General features: G+C 68.8%; 15 protein-coding genes and 1 tRNA gene. 11 read left to right on the forward strand and 5 right to left on the reverse strand.

Annotated features, from left to right (window positions below):
* The 8 genes from I9P22_RS18460 to I9P22_RS18495 all read left to right on the forward strand — a co-directional run.
* Positions 1 to 1,173, forward strand: a 1,173-nt coding sequence (locus I9P22_RS18460) for a polysaccharide pyruvyl transferase family protein (RefSeq protein ID WP_199260991.1), incomplete at its 5' end; no start/stop codon positions are given.
* Positions 1,160 to 2,347 carry a sugar transporter gene (locus I9P22_RS18465; RefSeq protein WP_199260993.1) on the forward strand — a complete coding sequence of 396 codons (1,188 nt, stop codon included), beginning with the start codon at positions 1,160 to 1,162 and terminating at the stop codon, positions 2,345 to 2,347. The genes I9P22_RS18460 and I9P22_RS18465, both read left to right, overlap by 14 nt.
* On the forward strand, positions 2,347 to 3,027 hold the full coding sequence (locus I9P22_RS18470; protein WP_199260995.1) for an ABC transporter ATP-binding protein: 681 nt from the start codon (positions 2,347 to 2,349) through the stop codon (positions 3,025 to 3,027). Before I9P22_RS18465 ends, I9P22_RS18470 begins: the two co-directional genes overlap by 1 nt.
* Before the next feature lie 3 nt (positions 3,028 to 3,030).
* Complete coding sequence (locus I9P22_RS18475; RefSeq protein WP_233253464.1) at positions 3,031 to 3,831, forward strand: ABC transporter permease; 801 nt, start codon at positions 3,031 to 3,033, stop codon at positions 3,829 to 3,831.
* A 214-nt stretch (positions 3,832 to 4,045) separates the two neighbouring features.
* Complete coding sequence (locus I9P22_RS18480; RefSeq protein ID WP_199260997.1) at positions 4,046 to 6,022, forward strand: polysaccharide pyruvyl transferase family protein; 1,977 nt, start codon at positions 4,046 to 4,048, stop codon at positions 6,020 to 6,022.
* A 34-nt stretch (positions 6,023 to 6,056) separates the two neighbouring features.
* Complete coding sequence (locus I9P22_RS18485; protein WP_199260999.1) at positions 6,057 to 6,836, forward strand: class I SAM-dependent methyltransferase; 780 nt, start codon at positions 6,057 to 6,059, stop codon at positions 6,834 to 6,836.
* 95 nt (positions 6,837 to 6,931) lie between these two features.
* A complete protein-coding gene (locus I9P22_RS18490) occupies positions 6,932 to 8,596 on the forward strand; it encodes an FAD-dependent oxidoreductase (protein ID WP_199261002.1) in 1,665 nt (554 codons plus the stop codon).
* 4 nt (positions 8,597 to 8,600) lie between these two features.
* Positions 8,601 to 9,680 carry a hypothetical protein gene (locus I9P22_RS18495; protein ID WP_199261004.1) on the forward strand — a complete coding sequence of 360 codons (1,080 nt, stop codon included), beginning with the start codon at positions 8,601 to 8,603 and terminating at the stop codon, positions 9,678 to 9,680.
* A gap of 33 nt (positions 9,681 to 9,713) precedes the next feature.
* Here I9P22_RS18495 and I9P22_RS18500 read toward each other — a convergent pair whose 3' ends face one another.
* On the reverse strand, positions 9,714 to 10,904 hold the full coding sequence (locus tag I9P22_RS18500; RefSeq protein WP_199261006.1) for a glycosyltransferase family 25 protein: 1,191 nt from the start codon (positions 10,902 to 10,904) through the stop codon (positions 9,714 to 9,716).
* A gap of 290 nt (positions 10,905 to 11,194) precedes the next feature.
* Positions 11,195 to 11,271 (reverse strand) — tRNA-Arg (locus tag I9P22_RS18505).
* A 96-nt stretch (positions 11,272 to 11,367) separates the two neighbouring features.
* Between I9P22_RS18505 and I9P22_RS18510 the strand changes: the two genes are divergently transcribed.
* Entirely contained in the window at positions 11,368 to 12,387 is a 1,020-nt protein-coding gene (locus tag I9P22_RS18510; protein ID WP_199261008.1) for a LacI family DNA-binding transcriptional regulator, read from the forward strand.
* Between the two features lie 170 nt (positions 12,388 to 12,557).
* Here I9P22_RS18510 and map read toward each other — a convergent pair whose 3' ends face one another.
* On the reverse strand, positions 12,558 to 13,361 hold the full coding sequence (gene map, locus I9P22_RS18515) for a type I methionyl aminopeptidase (protein WP_199261010.1): 804 nt from the start codon (positions 13,359 to 13,361) through the stop codon (positions 12,558 to 12,560).
* 115 nt (positions 13,362 to 13,476) lie between these two features.
* Here map and I9P22_RS18520 point away from each other — a divergent pair, with 115 nt between their 5' ends.
* Both I9P22_RS18520 and I9P22_RS24970 read left to right on the forward strand, forming a co-directional pair.
* A complete protein-coding gene (locus I9P22_RS18520; RefSeq protein ID WP_199261012.1) occupies positions 13,477 to 14,217 on the forward strand; it encodes a competence/damage-inducible protein A in 741 nt (246 codons plus the stop codon).
* Positions 14,214 to 14,933 (forward strand): GNAT family N-acetyltransferase, encoded by a 720-nt coding sequence (locus I9P22_RS24970; RefSeq protein WP_199261014.1) that lies wholly within the window; start codon positions 14,214 to 14,216, stop codon positions 14,931 to 14,933. The genes I9P22_RS18520 and I9P22_RS24970 overlap by 4 nt, the downstream gene beginning before the upstream one ends.
* Positions 14,934 to 14,959: 26 nt before the next feature.
* On the opposite strand, the gene I9P22_RS18530 is transcribed toward I9P22_RS24970, so the two are convergent.
* Both I9P22_RS18530 and I9P22_RS18535 read right to left on the reverse strand, forming a co-directional pair.
* Positions 14,960 to 15,352 (reverse strand): hypothetical protein, encoded by a 393-nt coding sequence (locus I9P22_RS18530; RefSeq protein ID WP_199261016.1) that lies wholly within the window; start codon positions 15,350 to 15,352, stop codon positions 14,960 to 14,962.
* A 14-nt stretch (positions 15,353 to 15,366) separates the two neighbouring features.
* Positions 15,367 to 16,029 (reverse strand): DUF6478 family protein (locus I9P22_RS18535; RefSeq protein WP_199261018.1); only part of this gene is annotated, 663 nt, incomplete at its 5' end.

A 16,029-nucleotide genomic window follows, 5' to 3' on the forward strand; every position in this document is an offset into this window, starting at 1 on the left:
CGCGGCGCGGCCGGCGCCCGCTCGGTGGCGCTGCACGCCGCGCGCCGGGTGCAGGACGCCCTGCCGCAGCGCCTCGCCGTCCCGCTGCGGCGGCTGTCGGACGGGATCGGGCTGACCGAATATCTCTCGCCCACGCTGCCGGCCGCGCGCGGGATCTCGCAGCGCAGCATCTACAACCTGATCCACGACGCCCGCCAGGGCCGGGCCGAGGCGGTGCAGGCCCGCATCGAGGAGATCGCCTCGCGCCGGCTGCTGAACCATGCCGACCGCGCGGTGATCGGCGCGGCGCGGGCGCTGCTGGACCATGCCGAGGCCGGGACCGGCGAGGCGCTGCCGCTGCTGTGGTGGGACAAGCCCTATCCCGGCAATTATGGCGACTGGCTGTCGCCCTTGATCCTGCAGCAGGTGACGGGCCGGCCGGTGCGCTTCCAGCGCCATGACCAGATCAGGCCCGGGCCGCATCTGATGGCGGTGGGCTCGATCGGGCGCTTCGCCCGGAAAAGCTCGATCCTGGTCGGCACCGGCTTCAGCCGCGCCGATACCGAGATCGCGCCGGACGCCACCTATGTCTCGCTGCGCGGGCCCTATTCGGCCCGGCTGGTGGCCGAGGCCGGCGGACCCCGCATCGAGCGCTTCGGCGACCCTGCGGCGATCCTGCCGCGGCTGATCCCGCTGACGCTGCCCAAGCGGACCAACGGCCGCCTGGCGCTGGTCCGGCATTTCGCGCATCGCCGGATATCGCTGCGGCTGCCCGAGCATATGGACGAGCATTCGGTGCTGGTCTCGCGCCGGACGGAGATCGAGGCGCTGATCGGCACGCTGCTGCGCTACGACGCCGTGCTGACCAGCGCCATGCATGTCTATATCACCTGCCAAGCCTACGGCATTCCGGTCGGGCTGATCACCTTCGAGGGCTTCGAGGACGCGGTCAGCGGCGACCAGATGAAATACCGCGACTATGCCGCCGGCGTCGGCCTGCCCGAGCGGCTGCCGCAGGCCATCGGCCCGGACCTGCGCCACCGCGACCTGACGGCGCTGGTCGAGCATGACCGCATTCCCGCCCCGGCCATGGACGCGGTCGAATCCGCCCTGGCCGAGGCCGTCGCCGCCTATGACCGGGTCGCGCCCGGCGCCATGAAACAGATGATCGGTGGACTTCGTGAAGGATCTTGAAACCCCGGAAGGCAAGCCCGCCGTCAAGGAACGCAAGCCGGCCACCAATCCGCGCGTACTGCCGCCGGTCGGCCCCGCCGGCTGGACCCGCATCCACAGCCTGGTGCTGGGCAGCTTCATGCTGGTGTTCATGCTGCCGGCGCTGCTGGTCGCCAGCTACATGTTCCTGATCGCGCATGACCAGTATGTCTCCGAAGTCTCCTTCGTGGTCCGGGACGAGGAAAGCCCCAGCCTGGGGCTGCTGGCCGGGATCGGCCTGTCCTCGGTCGGCAACACCACCACCGATGCGCAGATCGTCTACAAGCACCTGCGCAGCCCGAATTTCGTCGCCCAGCTCGACCGCGAGATCGATCTGCGCGCCATCTATACCAAGCCGCGCATGGACCCGGTCTTTGCGCTGCATGACGGCGCCAGCCTCGAGGAGCTGGTGGACTACTGGCGGCGCATGGTGACGATCAGCGTCGATTCCGCCACCGGCATGATCGAGATCGAGGTGCGCGCCTTCACCGCCGAGGATGCCAACCTGATCGCCCAGGGCATCCACAAGGCCGCCGGCCGCCTGGTCAACGCCATCTCGGACGAGGCGCGCGAGAATTCGCTGCGTTATGCGCAGCGCGACCTGGCCCAAACCGAAGAACGGCTGGCCGAGGCCCGGGTGGCGCTGGCGCAGTTCCGCGACCAGTCCAAGCTGATCGACCCGCAATCGGTGCTGAGCATCAATGCCAGCGTCGTCACCGGCCTGTCGCAGGAACTGACCGAGGCGATGCTGCAGGTCGAGACGCTGCGCAAGCAGGGCACCGCCGATGTGCGGCTGACCCAGGCCGAGCTGCGCGTGGACGTGCTCAAGCGCCGCATCGAGCAGGAACGGCAGAACTATGTCGGCACCGCGCCGGGCGATGCCAGCTTCAGCAAGATCCTGGACAGGTATACCAAGCTGCAGCTGGACCTGGAACTGGCCGAGAAAAGCTACAGCCTGGCGCTGTCGGGGGTCGAGGCGGCGCGCTCGAAGGCCGAGCAGGACAGCCGCTACCTGGCGACCTTCGTGCAGCCGACCCTGTCCGAGACCGCGACCCGGCCGCGGCGGCTGATGATCACCGTCCTGGCCGTCACCTTCATCTTCATCGGCTGGCTCAGCCTGGTGCTGATCGGCTACAGCAACCGTGACCGCCACTGATGATCCGGCTGGAGAACCTGTCCAAGAGCTTCACGGTCAGCGGGCGCACCACCGTGGTCGCGCGCGACCTGAACGTGACCTTCCCCACCGGCCGCAGCGTCGGGCTGCTGGGCCATAACGGCGCCGGCAAGTCCACGCTGCTGCGCATGATCGCCGGGGTGGTGCGCCCCGATCGCGGCCGGGTGGTCACCACCGGCACGGTATCCTGGCCGGTAGGCTTCGCCGGCAGCTTCCACCCCGAGCTGACCGGGGCGCAGAACACCCGCTTCATCGCCCGGGTCTACAATGTCGATCCCGAGCAGTTGCTGGCCTTCGTCGCGCATTTCTCGGACCTGGGGCATCACCTGTACCTGCCCTTCGGGCATTATTCCTCGGGGATGCGCTCGCGCCTGGCCTTCGGCGTCTCGATGGGCATCCATTTCGACACCTATCTGGTGGACGAGGTGACCTCGGTCGGGGACGGCAATTTCCGCAACAAGAGCCAGACCTATTTCCGCAACCGGTTGAAGACCAGCGGCGCCATCATGGTCTCGCATTCCATGGGGCTGATCCGCAAGGTCTGCGACGCGGCCGCGGTGCTGCACCAGGGCCAGCTGACCTTTTTCGACGATGTCGAGGAAGCCATCCGCATGCACGAGTCGAACATGGGCACCAACGGCGACGAAGAGGACGAGGACTAGCCGATGATGCAAGCCCTGCTGCCCCAGACCCACCCGCTGCGCCGCATGCCCGCCCTGCGGACCATCGGGGCGCTGATCTTCCGCGAGATGTCCACATCCTACGGCAAGTCGCCGGGGGGCTTCATCTGGACCGTGCTCGAGCCGGTGGGCGGCATCGCGCTGCTGACGATCATCTTCTCGCTGGCGGTGCGGGTGCCGCCGATCGGCTCCAGCTTTGCGCTGTTCTATGCCTCGGGGCTGCTGCCCTTCATGATGTTCCTCGACATCAGCCGCAAGATCGCGCAATCGCTGTCCTTCTCGAAGCAGCTGCTGTTCTATCCCGGCGTGACCTTCGTCGATGCGATCATCGCCCGCTTCGTGCTGGCCTGCATGATCCACGCGCTGGTCTTCGTCATCGTGGTGACCGGGATCATCTATTATGACAATATCGAGCTGATCCTGGACCTGCCCAAGGTGGTGCTGGCCTTCCTGATGGCGGCCGGCCTGGGCCTGGGCGTCGGCTGCATGAACTGCTTCCTGATGCGGCGCTTCCCGGTCTGGGCGAACATCTGGGCGATCATCACCCGGCCGCTGTTTCTGCTGTCCTGCATCTTCATCTCGTTCGAGAGCATCCCGATGCCGTTCCGGGACTATCTCTGGTTCAACCCTCTGATCCACATCGTCGGCACCAGCCGCTCGGGTTTCTATTCCACCTACCGGGCCGGCTATGTCGAGCCGCTCTATGTCGCGCTGCTGGCCGCGGTGCTGTTCGGCGCCGGCCTGGCGCTGCTGACGAAATGGCATCGCGACCTGGCGCAGAGGTGACCCGCCGGCCGGGCCCGCGCGGTCCGGCCCCGTTTCGACCCGGCCACGACGGCCGGACCCCAGGGGCTTTCCGCGCCGCCCTCCCCCGGGCGCGGCGGGCCCCGGCCGGAGCGATCCGGCGCTGTTGTGCAACGAGTTTCCCGTTCCGACCGCCCCGCCTCCCCCGACCGGCCGTGCATTCCGCGGCGGTCAAGCCTCTTGAGAGAGCTGCAGCATGACCGACACGAACATCCATACCAATCTCTTTCGCGCCACCCCGGCCCCGCTCCCCGTCACCCTGGCCAAGATGGTCCTGCCCGAATTCGTGCTGCGCCGCCTGCGGCGCCGGCGCCAGGTTCCCCGGCAACGCATCACCATCGTCAGCTTCTATACCGAAGGCGGCTATTACGAGGAAAAGGCCAACGAGCTGCGCGCCCGCTGCGACGAGCTGGGCATGCTGCACGACATCCAGCCGATCAGCTTCCCCGAGGGCACCAGCTGGAGCGAGATCTGCCGCGCCAAGGTCCGCTTCTACCGCAAGATGCTGCTCAAGCATCGCAGCACCATCATGTGGGTGGACGTGGACACGCGCCTGCTGCGCAACGTCGACAACCTGGCCAGCCGCGCCTATGACATCGCGGTGTTCATGCGCGGCTTCCGCTTCCTGCCGCAGGAGAACTTCTCGCTCTACGCCCGCCGCTTCCATCCGGGCTACCTGATCCTGAACTACACGCGCGAGACGCTGGAACTGCTTTACGAATGCAAGCGCGTCGAGCGGGATACCGAAGGCGACTTCACCGACGACTACATCCTGGAAGAGGCGTTCCGCCGCACCACCGCCCGCCCGCGGCTGCTGGTGCTGTCCCCCAACGACATCGCCCGCCCGCAGGACCCGGAGAATCCCGGCGCCTATTTCCTGCATGGCGACAGCGGCAACGTGAAGGAATTCAAGGGCAAGGTGCTGCAGCACACGCCCGACATCCTGCGCCCGGAAAGCCAGAAGGCGGTGATCCTGGACCTGATCTCGGACGCCGCCCGCGCCGGCCGGCGCAGCCTGGTCTGCGACTATTACCACGCGCTTCTGGCCCGCGACCCCGAGGATTACGCCAGCTATCACCGGCTGCTGGAAATCTCGGCCAAGTTCCCCGATCCGGCGGTGCTGGCCGGCAACCTGAAGCGCTATCGCGACAACGAGCACCTGCATCCCTATGCGCTGCGCTTCCAGCTGCTGCAGGCGATCGAGAAAAAGGACTGGGCGCAGGCCGACGCGCTTTTCGACAAGGTCGTCGCCACCGGCAACGAGGCGGTGATCAGCTTCTCGCGCAGCCGCCTGTTCCGCGCCTCGCTGGACCGGCGGGCCGAGGAACGCGGCATCGCGGCCGAGCAGCGCGTCAAGCTGTTCTGGTGGGAACAGCCCTATCCGGGCAACCTGGGCGACATCGTCAACCCCTATATCGTCGAGAAGGCGACCGGCATCCCGCCGCAATGGGAGGGGCGCGGCGTCGGCCTCTGCGCCATCGGCTCGGTGATCAAATATGCCCGCGACGGCAGCCATGTCTGGGGCAGCGGCACGCCGAACTCGGGCGACAAGCTGGCAGCCGGGGCGCATTACCACGCCGTGCGCGGCCCCTTGACCCGCGATCTGGTGCTGGCCAATGGCGGCAGCTGCCCCGAGGTCTATGGCGACCCGGCCTGGCTGCTGCCGATCCTCTATCCGCGCAAGGCGCCGCCGCGCTGCAGGACCGGGCTGATCCTGCATTTCACCCACGAGGAGATGGCGACGCCGGTCGATCCCGGCATCAAGCGCATCGGCATCCGCCGCCTCGGCTATGACGAGATCGAGGCCTTCCTGGACGAGATGCTGGATTGCGAGCGCATCATCTCCTCCTCGCTGCACGGGGTAATCATCGCGCAGGCCTATGGCATTCCCGCCTGCCTGGCTACGGTGACCGGCTCCAGCACGCAGATCCACGGTGACGGCATCAAGTTCGACGACTACTATCAGTCCATCGGCCACGAGAAGGCGCCGGAGGCGGTGGACCTGTCCGAACTGCTGCGCCTCGACGAGGACAGCATCGCGCCGGACCGCTTCCTCGGCGCCCGCAGGCCGATAGACATTGCGGCGCTGCTGGATGCGGCGCCCTTCGCCGCGGCGCCCGCCATCCGGCAGGCGGCGCAGGAATGGATGGAAGGCTTGCGCGCCGATGCATGACGACTGGCGCCAGGCAGCGGAACAAAGGCCCGACATGACCCAGCCCGCCGACGCGGACCCCGCCCCCGAGGAAAACGGCCAGACCGAGGGGCCGACGGAAGGCGGCCGCTTCACGGTCACCTATCTGCGCGAATCCTCGCCGCACTGGAACCGGGCGCGGTTCCGCAAGGTGCTGGAGGCGCCGATCGAACCGGCCGACCTGGCCGAGATCGGCCGCCGCCGCATCGCCCTGCGCAGCTACGCGCCGCAGCCGCTGCATGAAAGCTATGCCGGCCGGCACCATGCCGGCGCCGGCGCCGAGGGCCAAGTGACGGCCGACCTGCTTTCGGTCTCGCCGGCCTATGGCGCGGTGCTCTACAACCTCGCGCGCAGCATCGACGCGAAACTGCTGGTCGAGAACGGCGCGGGCTTCGGCATCTCCTCGATGTATCTGGCCGCCGCCGCCCGCAGGGCCGAGGGCGGCACGCTGCTGTCCTTCGAGATTTCCGACTATGCGCGGATCGCCCAGGCTTCGGTCAACCTGGTCGATCCCGGCTCGCGCGTGGTGCAGGGCGATTTCGCCTGCTTTCCCGGCCACCTGGCCGGGACGGCGGCCATCGACCTGGCCTTCATCGACGCCATGCACGACCGGGACAGCATGCTGCGCGCCTTCAAGTCGCTGATCGGCTGGATGGCGCCGCAATCCATCATCATCGTCGATGACCTCTATTACTCGGAATCCTCGCGCGAGGGCTTCCGCTGCATGATGCGCATGGAGCTGCACGATTTCGTCTGCATCGTGAACAAGCGCTTCGGCGTGCTGATCAGGGGTTGAGCCGGACCGGCCGCAGGCCGCGGGTCCATACCGAAACAGGCGCAGCCGCGCGACACGGCCGGAACGATTCCGAACCGGCGGAACGAAGAGAAGACATGAACATTCGCAATATCCTGCGGGGCCAGCGACCATCGAAGTCCGCCGGGGCGACGGCCTCCGTCGAACCCATCACGCCCGACAGCGCCGACGCCGCCGAGACCCGCCGCCCGGCCACGGTCTCGTCGCGGGTCCAGCGGCAGATCGCCGCCGATCTCTGCGTCTACGGCGCCAGCCCGGCCGGGATCATGGCGGCGATCGCCGCGGCGCGCTCGGACCTGTCGGTGGTGCTGATCGAACCGACCGGCCATGTCGGCGGGCTCCTGACCTCGGGGCTGAACGCCACGGACGCGCCGGTGCCCAGCCTGATCAAGGGGTTGGTGCGCGAGTTCTTTTCCCGCTGCAGCGCCCGTTACGGCCAGCAAATCATGACCATCCGGCACGAGCCGAAGGTCTGCGGCGAGATCTTCCACGACCTGCTGCGCAAGGCCGGGGTGCGGGTGCTGACGGATTGCCGGCTGGAGCGGCTGCGCAAGCTCGGCGGTCGGGTGGTCGAGGCGGAAACCAGCACCGGCCAGCGCATTTCCGCCAACTGGTGGGTGGATGGCACCTATGAGGGCGACCTGATGCCCCTGGCGCAGATCTCGCATGTCGTCGGCCGCGAATCCCGCGACTGCTACGGCGAGGAGCGCGGCGGCGTCGGCAAGCCCGGGCTGATGTATGGCGGGCTTGTCGCGCCCATCGACCCGTTCCGCGACGGCAAGCCGCTGCCCTGGCTGGAGCCCTATGAGCCGCTGCAGGAAGGTGCCGGCGACTGGCGGGTGCAGGCCTATTGCTTCCGGGTGACGCTGACCAGGGATCCGGACAACATGCGCGAGCTGGCGCCGCCGGAAAACTACGACCCGACCAATTACGAGCTGTTCCGGCGGCTGATCCGCGTCGACCGGACCGGCTCGGGCCTGGTGAACACGGCGCGCAACGATTCGATCCGCAACGGCTATCTGCATATCGCCCAGTTGCCCAACCAGAAGGTGGACCTGAACTCGGGCAACCTGATCCCGACCAACAACCCGCTGCTGTCGCAGGGCTGGATCGCCGCCTCGGCCGCCGGACGGGAACGCATCCTGCAGGAGTTCCGGGACTATACCCAGGGGGTGATCTGGTTCCTGCGCACCGACCCCGCCGTCCCGCCCGAGATCCAGGCCATCATGCGCCGATACTGGTATCCGCTGGACGAATATCGCGACGGCTTCCCGCCCGCGCTTTACGTCCGCGAGGGGCGCAGGCTCTCGGGCGAAAGGGTCGTCACCGTGCACGACCTGATGGACGAGGCCGTCGGCGAGGAAAGCTCGCTCGGCCAGGGGGCCTATCACCTCGATTGCAAGCCGGCGCGCTGGTATGTCAACGCCAAGGGCACCCGCCCGGTGCGCGAGGGGCAGTTCTTCTCGAAGAAGATCCTGAAGTTCCAGCTGCCGATGGAGCTGATCCTGCCCCGGCGCGAAGAGGCGCGCAACCTGCTGGTGGTCAATGCCGTCTCGGCCAGCCACGTCGCCTTCGGCTCGATCCGCATGGAGCCGATCTGGATGACGCTCGGCGCCAGCGCCGGCGTCGCGGTGGCCCTGGCGCAACGGACCGGGGGCGCGCTGCACGCCCTGTCGCGCCAGAAGATCAGGAACGGCGTCCTGGAAATCGCCGAAAAGAACCATCTTCTGCCGGGAAGGTAAGACCATGCTGGGACAGTTCGCCAGATTCAGGAAATCCGCCGCCCCCGCCGGCCGCGAGGTGGTGGTGCATATCGGGCTGGAAAAGACCGGAACCACCTCGATCCAGCAGACGCTGCAGGCCAACAGCGCCGGCCTCGCCCGGATCGGCGTGCATTTCGACTGCCATTTCGCCTCCAGCGCGCCGGGCTCCTCGGGCAACAGCGTCGGGCTGGTGCTGGCCGCCCAGACCCCGCAGCGCCGGCGCTGGCGGGACAATTCGCGCTGGCAGGCCCGGGCCAGCTTCCAGGACTACGCCTATGAGGGGGCCCTGCCCTTCGAGTCGGTGCGCAAGATCGTCTTCTCGGCCGAGCACCTGTCCTCGCAGCTGACCGAGCCCGAGGAGATCGCGCGGCTGGCCGATTTCCTGCGCGGCCTGGGCCAGCGAGTGACGGTGCTGGCCTATGTGCGGCGCCCCGACCAGTTCGTCCACAGCCTGACCAACGAATATGTCAAGGCCGGCGGCACCTTCACCCTGTCCCGACAGGAGGACATCCTGAAAAGGATCGTCGCCGGCGGCAAGGTCAACTTCGCCCGCACCCTGCTGCATTATGTCGAGATCTTCGGGCGCGAGAACGTGCTGATCCGGCGCTTCGACAGGGCGCTGCTGCACAAGGGCGACGTGGTGGACGACTTCTTCGCCGCGCTCGGCCTGACCGGCGGGCTGACCCGGCGGCTGAAGATGGCCAATTCCTCGCAAAGCCGCGAGGCGCTGTATCTGCATTCGCTGCTGACCGACATGGCTCGCAGCGCCGGACCCTCGGCCGAGATCCGGGCGGCGCAGCGGGCGCTGCTCCGGCACGGCAAGGGCAGCGCGCATTTCCTGACCCGGGCCGAGGCGCAGGCGCTGATGGATTCGCTGGAGCCCGAGACCCGGGCGCTGGAGCAGGCGATGGGCTGTGCGCTTTACGACCGCGACCTGTCGCAGCTGCCCGAAAGGCGCGAACCGATCCGACCTGCCGAACTGCACCGCCTGGCGCAGCTCCCCGAGGTGGCGCTGGCGCTGCGCCGGCATCTGCTGGGCGAGGCGCTTCTGGCGGCGGAATGATCCGCCGCCCGACCGGCCGGGGCCCCCGCGCCCTCAGGCCGGCTCGATCCGCGACAGGATCTCGCGCTCGGTGGCGCGGATCATGCCGCTGTAGCGGATGTTCTTGAAGCCGAAGATCGTCGAATGCGCATCCTCGCGATGGCCGGCGATGAAGGGCACCGCCGAAACCACCTTCAGCCCCGGCATGGCGTTCATCCATTCGTCGATGGTGTTGGTCTCGGTCCCGCCGGCTTCGGGGTTCCAGTCCGCCATCCATTCCAGCGCCGTGCGGTTGTAGACGTTGAACACCATGCCCATCATGTGCGGGGTGTGGATGATGTGGTTCCGGCCCAGGCGCTTGCGCAGGCGGATGTCCGGCTCGCCCTCGATCCGGGTCATCACGCCGTTGAACACGTCCCAGCGGCTGCGGTCCAGGTAGCGGTTGATGGCCTTGAAACAGGTCGAGAAATCCGCAGCGAAGAAGGCGTCGTCCTCGCAGATGGTCAGCCGCCGGGCGCCGGATTGCAGCGCCTTGGCGGCAATGGCCTTGTAGCTCCAGGCGCAGCCCTTCCAGGCCGGCAGCAGCCGGATGCCGTTGAACAGCCGGAAGCCCGAGGGGTTGGCGCTTTCGAAAAGCGCCCGCCGGCCGGTATATTCCGGCAGGCTGATGCAGATGCGGTCGCGGGTGCGGATCGGCGGCGTCAGCGCCAGCAGGTCGGCCAGGTAATCCCCCGGCGCCAGCGCGTCGGCATAGACCAGCCAGCGCCCGACCGCCAGCCGCAGCTCGGGCCGGCGCGCCCCGGCCTGGATCAGCGTGACGTCGCGCAGCGCCGCGCCCAGAGCCTGCACCCGCTGCAGCCCGGCCACCGAGGTGACGATCAGCGGGCAACCCGAGCGCAGCCCGGCCAGCGCCTCCTCGTCGTCCGGATGCAGGGCGGCGAAATAGCCGTCGTCCAGCACTGCCGCCGCCAGCCTGGGATCGTGGAACTCGGCCGGGTGCGGGTTGAAGAAGATCTTGCGCGTCGCCCCGGGCCGCGAGACCTGCCCCAGCAGCCCCAGGCGGGCCAGCTCGCGGCGGAAGCCGGCCATCAGCCGCCCCTGGCCCAGCAGGACGAAGCCCTGCCCCGAGCCGGCCCGCCGTCCCTGCATCAGCAGCCCGTCGCGGCGATACCTGATCCGGTTGAGAGCCCCGGAAACCCCTTCCTGGGCAAGGATCCTGCAAGCTCTTCCGGCGACGTCCAGCATGTCCTGATCCTGTCGAGACGGCTTTCCCGGGAACCGCACGGTCCGGCGCCCGGATGCGCGATCATGGCGTGGCGGGGCCTTGGCCGGGCCTGGCTGCTCGGCGGTGGCAATCGCCTGCCCCCGCTGGCTAGCGCGTTGGCGCCCCCAGATCAAGCCACCGCGCCGCCCGCGGACCGGGCAAGGCGGATAGCTGCGCAAACCGACGCCACCGGGAGGCGAAATCGGGCTTGCCTGGCGGATCGGCAGGCAGGGCCGGGACGGGCGGGACGGACCGGTGCAGGATGGCGACATGGTGACCCCGGCAGGACTTGAACCTGCAACCTGCCCCTTAGGAGGGGGCTGCTCTATCCAGTTGAGCCACGGGGCCGCCGCGCCCCTTTTGCCCGCAGTTCGCAGAAATGGCAAGCTTGCCGCGACCGGCGGGACACGATAACGGTAACATGATTGCGTCCCGGTAGTTGCGATGAATATGAAAAGACCCCGCCGTCCCCTGACCCTGCGCGATGTGTCCGAAGCCTCGGGCGTCTCGGAGATGACGGTCAGCCGCGTGCTGCGCAATCGCGGCGATGTCTCGGCCGCCACCCGCGAAAAGGTGCTGACCGCCGCCCGCACCCTGGGCTATGTCCCGAACAAGATCGCCGGCGGGCTGGCCAGCCAGCGCGTGAACCTGGTCGCCGTGGTCATCCCCTCGCTCTCGAACATGGTGTTTCCGGACGTGCTGGGCGGGATCTCGGCCGAGCTCGACGATACCGGGCTGCAGCCGGTGGTGGGGGTGACGAACTATTCTCCCTCGCGCGAGGATGCGGTGCTTTACGACATGCTCAGCTGGCGGCCCTCGGGGGTGATCCTGGCCGGGCTCGAGCACAGCCGCGCCGCCCGAGCCATGCTGGACAATGCCGGCCTGCCGGTGGTCGAGATCATGGATGTGGACGGCGAGCCGATCGACACCGCCGTCGGCATCTCGCACCGCCGCGCCGGGGCCGAGATGGCCGACGAGATCCTTGCCGCCGGCTATCGCCGCATCGGCTTCATCGGCACGCACATGCCCGAGGACCATCGCGCCCGCAAGCGGCTCGCCGGCTTCGAGGAGCGGCTGGGCGAGCATGGGCTGCAGCTGGCGGCGCGGGAATATTACCAGGGCGGATCGTCGCTGCACAAGGGCCGCGAGCTGACCGAGCGCATCCTGACGCGCGAGCCGGACCTGGATTTCTTGTATTTCTCCAACGACATGATCGGCGCCGGCGGCCTTCTGTGGTGCATGGAGAAGGGCTATGACATTCCCGGCCGGCTGGGGCTTGCCGGCTTCAACGGCGTCGAGCTGCTGGACGGGCTGCCGATGCGGCTGACCACCACCGACGCGCGGCGCATCGACATCGGCCGGCGCGCGGCCCGCATCGTCGCCGGCAAGGAGCCGCGCCCCGAGAGCGGCATCATCGCCCTGGCCCCGACTATCATGCCGGGCGAGACCATCCGCAAGCATTGACGCCGGGCCGGCGGGCGGCGTTGCACGGGTCTTCCCCAAGCGGTGAAACCGGCGCCGGACCGGCCCCGGCGCGCCGGCCTGGGTTTTTCCGTTTCACAAATACCCATGCGACAGCGACGGTTGCGCAGTCGCATGGGTATTTCCGGAACGAAGAAGCCGGGGCCGGGAGCTCAGCCCAGCTCGGGGAAGAACAGGCCCTTGGGCGAAGGCGTGAAGATCTCGCAGCCGTCGGCGGTGACGCCGATCGAATGCTCGAACTGGGCCGAAAGCGACTTGTCGCGGGTGACGGCCGTCCAGTCGTCGGCAAGGATCTTGGTCTCGGGCCGGCCCAGGTTCACCATCGGCTCGATGGTGAAGAACATGCCCTCCTCCAGCACCGGGCCCTTGCCGGGGCGGCCGAAATGCAGCACGTTCGGCGGCGCGTGGAAGGTGCGGCCCAAGCCGTGGCCGCAGAAGTCGCGCACCACCGACATGCGGTTCTGCTCCACATAGCTCTGGATCGCCCAGCCGATGTCGCCGAAGGTGGCGCCGGGACGCACGGCCTCGATGCCCTTCATCAGGCTATCATGGGTGACCTGGATCAGTCGGCGCGCCTTGACGCTGGGCTTGCCCGCCACATACATGCGCGAGCTGTCGCCATACCAGCCGTCCACGATCACCGTGACGTCGATGTTCAGGATGTCGCCCTCGGCCAGCAGCTTCTCGCCGGGGATGCCGTGGCAGACGACATGGTTCACGCTGATGCAGCTGGCATGCTGGTAGCCGCGATAGCCGATGGTGGCGCTGGTGGCACCCAGTTCCTCGACCCGGCCGCGGATGAAATCGTCCAGCGCGCCGGTGGCTGTGCCCGGCCGCACCAGCGGGCCGACCTCGTCCAGGATCTGCGCCGCGACCAGCCCGGCTGCCCGCATGCCCTGGAAGTCCTGCGGCTCGTGGATGCGGATGCCCTCGCGGGTCTGGCGTGCGTCGTTCATGTCGTCCTCGTGATCTCCTGCTTCACAGATAGACCCAAGGCGCCACTTGTTCCAGCCCTGCACGCGGACCTATACATTTCCCCAAGTCAGCCAGATCGCCAGGAGCAGCGCGCCGATGCAGTCCGACAATCCCACCGCCGCCATCCTCGTCATCGGGGACGAGATCCTTTCCGGCCGCACGCGCGAGGGCAATGCCCATTACCTGTCGCAGGTGCTGAACAGCATCGGCGTCGACCTGCGCGAGGTGCGCATCGTCGGCGACGACCACGACCAGATCGTCGCCGCGATCCGGGCGCTGGACCGCTCGCTGGGTGGCGCCTGGGATATGCTCTTCACCTCGGGCGGCATCGGACCGACGCATGACGACATCACCGCCGATGCGGTGGCCGCCGCCTTCGGCGTGGGCATCGAGATCAACGAGGAAGCCCGCCGCGTCATGGTCGCCCGCTGGGAGGCGCGCGGCGTCGAGGTCACCGGCAACCGGCTGCGCATGGCCCGCATCCCGCTGGGCGCGGCGCTGATCCCCAACGCCCATTCCGCCGCGCCGGGTTTCCATATCGGCAACACCTATGTCATGGCCGGCGTGCCCGAGGTGTTCCGCGCCATGGTCGAGGCCATCGTGGACAAGCTGCCGACCGGCCGCCCCTCGGTCAGCGAGGCGCTGGAGGTGCTGCGGCCGGAATCCGACGTGGCCGACGAGCTGCGCGCCGTGGCCGACGATTTCCCCGACCTGTCGCTGGGCTCCTATCCGTTCCAGCGCGGCCAGCGCTATGGCACCAGCCTGGTGATCCGCGGGCTGGACGGCCAGCGCGTCACCGATGCCATGACCGCGCTGCGCGAAAGGCTGGCGCTGTGATCGCCGATCCCGAAATCGCCCGCGCCTTCGAGACCACCTGGCCGGCGGCCGAATATGCCGAGGCCGGCGGGTTTCGCGTCGGGCGCGGGCTGGGGGCCGGCGGCCGGGTCAGCTCGGCCCGGGCGCTGGCACCGGACTGGCAGGCGGCGGACATTCCGCGCGTCGAGGCCATCCAGCGCGGCTGGGACGAGCGGCCGATGTTCCGCGTCGCCGATGCCGATACCGCGCTGCAAGAGGCGCTGCGGGCGCAGGGCTATCGCCACGGCACCCCGACCGCGATCATGGCCGCCGATTGCGCGGCCCTGGCGGCCGAGCCGGCGCCGCCGCTGGCCGCTTTCGCGATCTGGCCGCCGCTGGCCATCCAGCGCGACATCTGGTCGGGGGGCGGCATCCCGGCCAGCCGGCAGGCGGTGATGGAGCGCGTGGCGCAGCCCAGGACCGCCATCCTGGGCCGGGTGCAGGATCGCGCCGCCGGCGCGGCCTTCGTGGCGCGGGACGGCCGGGTGGCGATGATCCACGGCATCGAGGTGGTGCCGGCGCTGCGCCGGCAGGGCGTGGCGGGCTGGCTGCTGCGCAAGGCCGCCGAATGGGCCGCAGCCGAGGGCGCGACCCGGCTTGCCCTGGCGGTGCGGCGCGACAACGCCCATGCCCGGGCGCTTTACCAGCGGCTGGGCTTTGCCGATCTGGGCGGCTACGGCTACTGGACCCGCGACTGAGCGGCTGAGCGGCTGAGCGGCGGGGCCTAGCCGGCCTCGGCCCGGGCGGCCAGCCGGCGCAGCTCTTTCTTGAGCAGTTCCAGCTCGGCCCGCATCAGGTCCAGCTCGGCCCGCAGGTCATCGTCCAGCAGCGCACCGGCGACCAGGGTCAGGCTGCCCAGATGCAGGGCGCCGGGCCGGGGCGGCTCGCCCTCCTCGCCCTGATCCTCGAGCAGCAGGAAGCTTTGCACTCCGTCCGAGAGCCGCTCGGCCGGGATCGCGGCCGAAACCCGCCAGACGCCCTCGCCCTCGGGATCAAGCCGCGCCTCGCCCACGCGCGCGCCCATATGCACCAGGACCAGCCGGGCGGGCGGCGTGGCGCGATGCAGCAGGCCGTGCCAGATGCCGCCTTTCAGACCCAGGGATTCAAATTCGCTCATCCTGTTTCCTTGCTTCAGAATTCGGCCCGCAGGTGGCGCGAGAAGAACAGCTCGCGGATCTCGACCGCGTTCGTCCGGGGGGATTCGAAGATCAGGTCCAGCCAGATCTTTTCCAGCCGCTTCTCGTTCATCTCGGTATAGGCGAGGTCGAACTCGGTCACCTGCTGGCCGGGCTGGCCCGGCTCGAAGCTGCGCAGCTGCAGCGTCATCTCGTCGATATTGGGGCCGTGGCCGATGTTCAGCCGCGCATAGACGTTCAGCGCCCGTTCGGCCAGGATGCCGGTCTCCAGCCGCAGCACGTGGCTGCGCGTCAGGCCGGCCAGCGCGCTGACCGGCAGGTCGATCGACAGCGACAGGAACGAGCCGGCAAAGCCGAAGACCTCGAGCCGGATGCCGAAGGGCGCCAGGTCGGTTGCCCCGGTATTGCCGAGCTGCTCGAGGATCAGTGCTCGTTCCGGGCAGTCGTGCCAGATTGCCGCCGCATCGCCCAGCGTGACGCCGCTTTCCGGCCCGGCCACGCCGCGGGGCGAGATCTGGCCGGACATGAAGCCCGGCCGCCAGCGCCAGTCGGTGCCGCCCGGCAGGTGCAGCGCATCCAGCGCCGCGCGGGCCCGGGCGACGCGGCGGTCGGCGCGCAGCAGGAAACGGTCGAGGCCGGCGCGCAGCGCCAGATCGGA

Origin of the sequence: Paracoccus binzhouensis (assembly GCF_016446475.1) — a bacterium.
GTDB lineage: Bacteria > Pseudomonadota > Alphaproteobacteria > Rhodobacterales > Rhodobacteraceae > Paracoccus > Paracoccus binzhouensis.

Excerpts from the sequence above, each read along its gene's own strand:
- I9P22_RS18470 (WP_199260995.1), top strand. The coding sequence starts at position 2,347 with ATGATCCGGCTGGAGAACCTGTCCAAGAGCTTCACGGTCAGCGGGCGC.
- I9P22_RS18475 (WP_233253464.1), top strand. The coding sequence starts at position 3,031 with ATGATGCAAGCCCTGCTGCCCCAGACCCACCCGCTGCGCCGCATGCCC.
- I9P22_RS18480 (WP_199260997.1), top strand. The coding sequence starts at position 4,046 with ATGACCGACACGAACATCCATACCAATCTCTTTCGCGCCACCCCGGCC.
- I9P22_RS18485 (WP_199260999.1), top strand. The coding sequence starts at position 6,057 with ATGACCCAGCCCGCCGACGCGGACCCCGCCCCCGAGGAAAACGGCCAG.
- I9P22_RS18490 (WP_199261002.1), top strand. The coding sequence starts at position 6,932 with ATGAACATTCGCAATATCCTGCGGGGCCAGCGACCATCGAAGTCCGCC.
- I9P22_RS18495 (WP_199261004.1), top strand. The coding sequence starts at position 8,601 with ATGCTGGGACAGTTCGCCAGATTCAGGAAATCCGCCGCCCCCGCCGGC.
- I9P22_RS18500 (WP_199261006.1), bottom strand. The coding sequence starts at position 10,904 with ATGCTGGACGTCGCCGGAAGAGCTTGCAGGATCCTTGCCCAGGAAGGG.
- I9P22_RS18510 (WP_199261008.1), top strand. The coding sequence starts at position 11,368 with ATGAATATGAAAAGACCCCGCCGTCCCCTGACCCTGCGCGATGTGTCC.
- map (WP_199261010.1), bottom strand. The coding sequence starts at position 13,361 with ATGAACGACGCACGCCAGACCCGCGAGGGCATCCGCATCCACGAGCCG.
- I9P22_RS18520 (WP_199261012.1), top strand. The coding sequence starts at position 13,477 with ATGCAGTCCGACAATCCCACCGCCGCCATCCTCGTCATCGGGGACGAG.
- I9P22_RS18530 (WP_199261016.1), bottom strand. The coding sequence starts at position 15,352 with ATGAGCGAATTTGAATCCCTGGGTCTGAAAGGCGGCATCTGGCACGGC.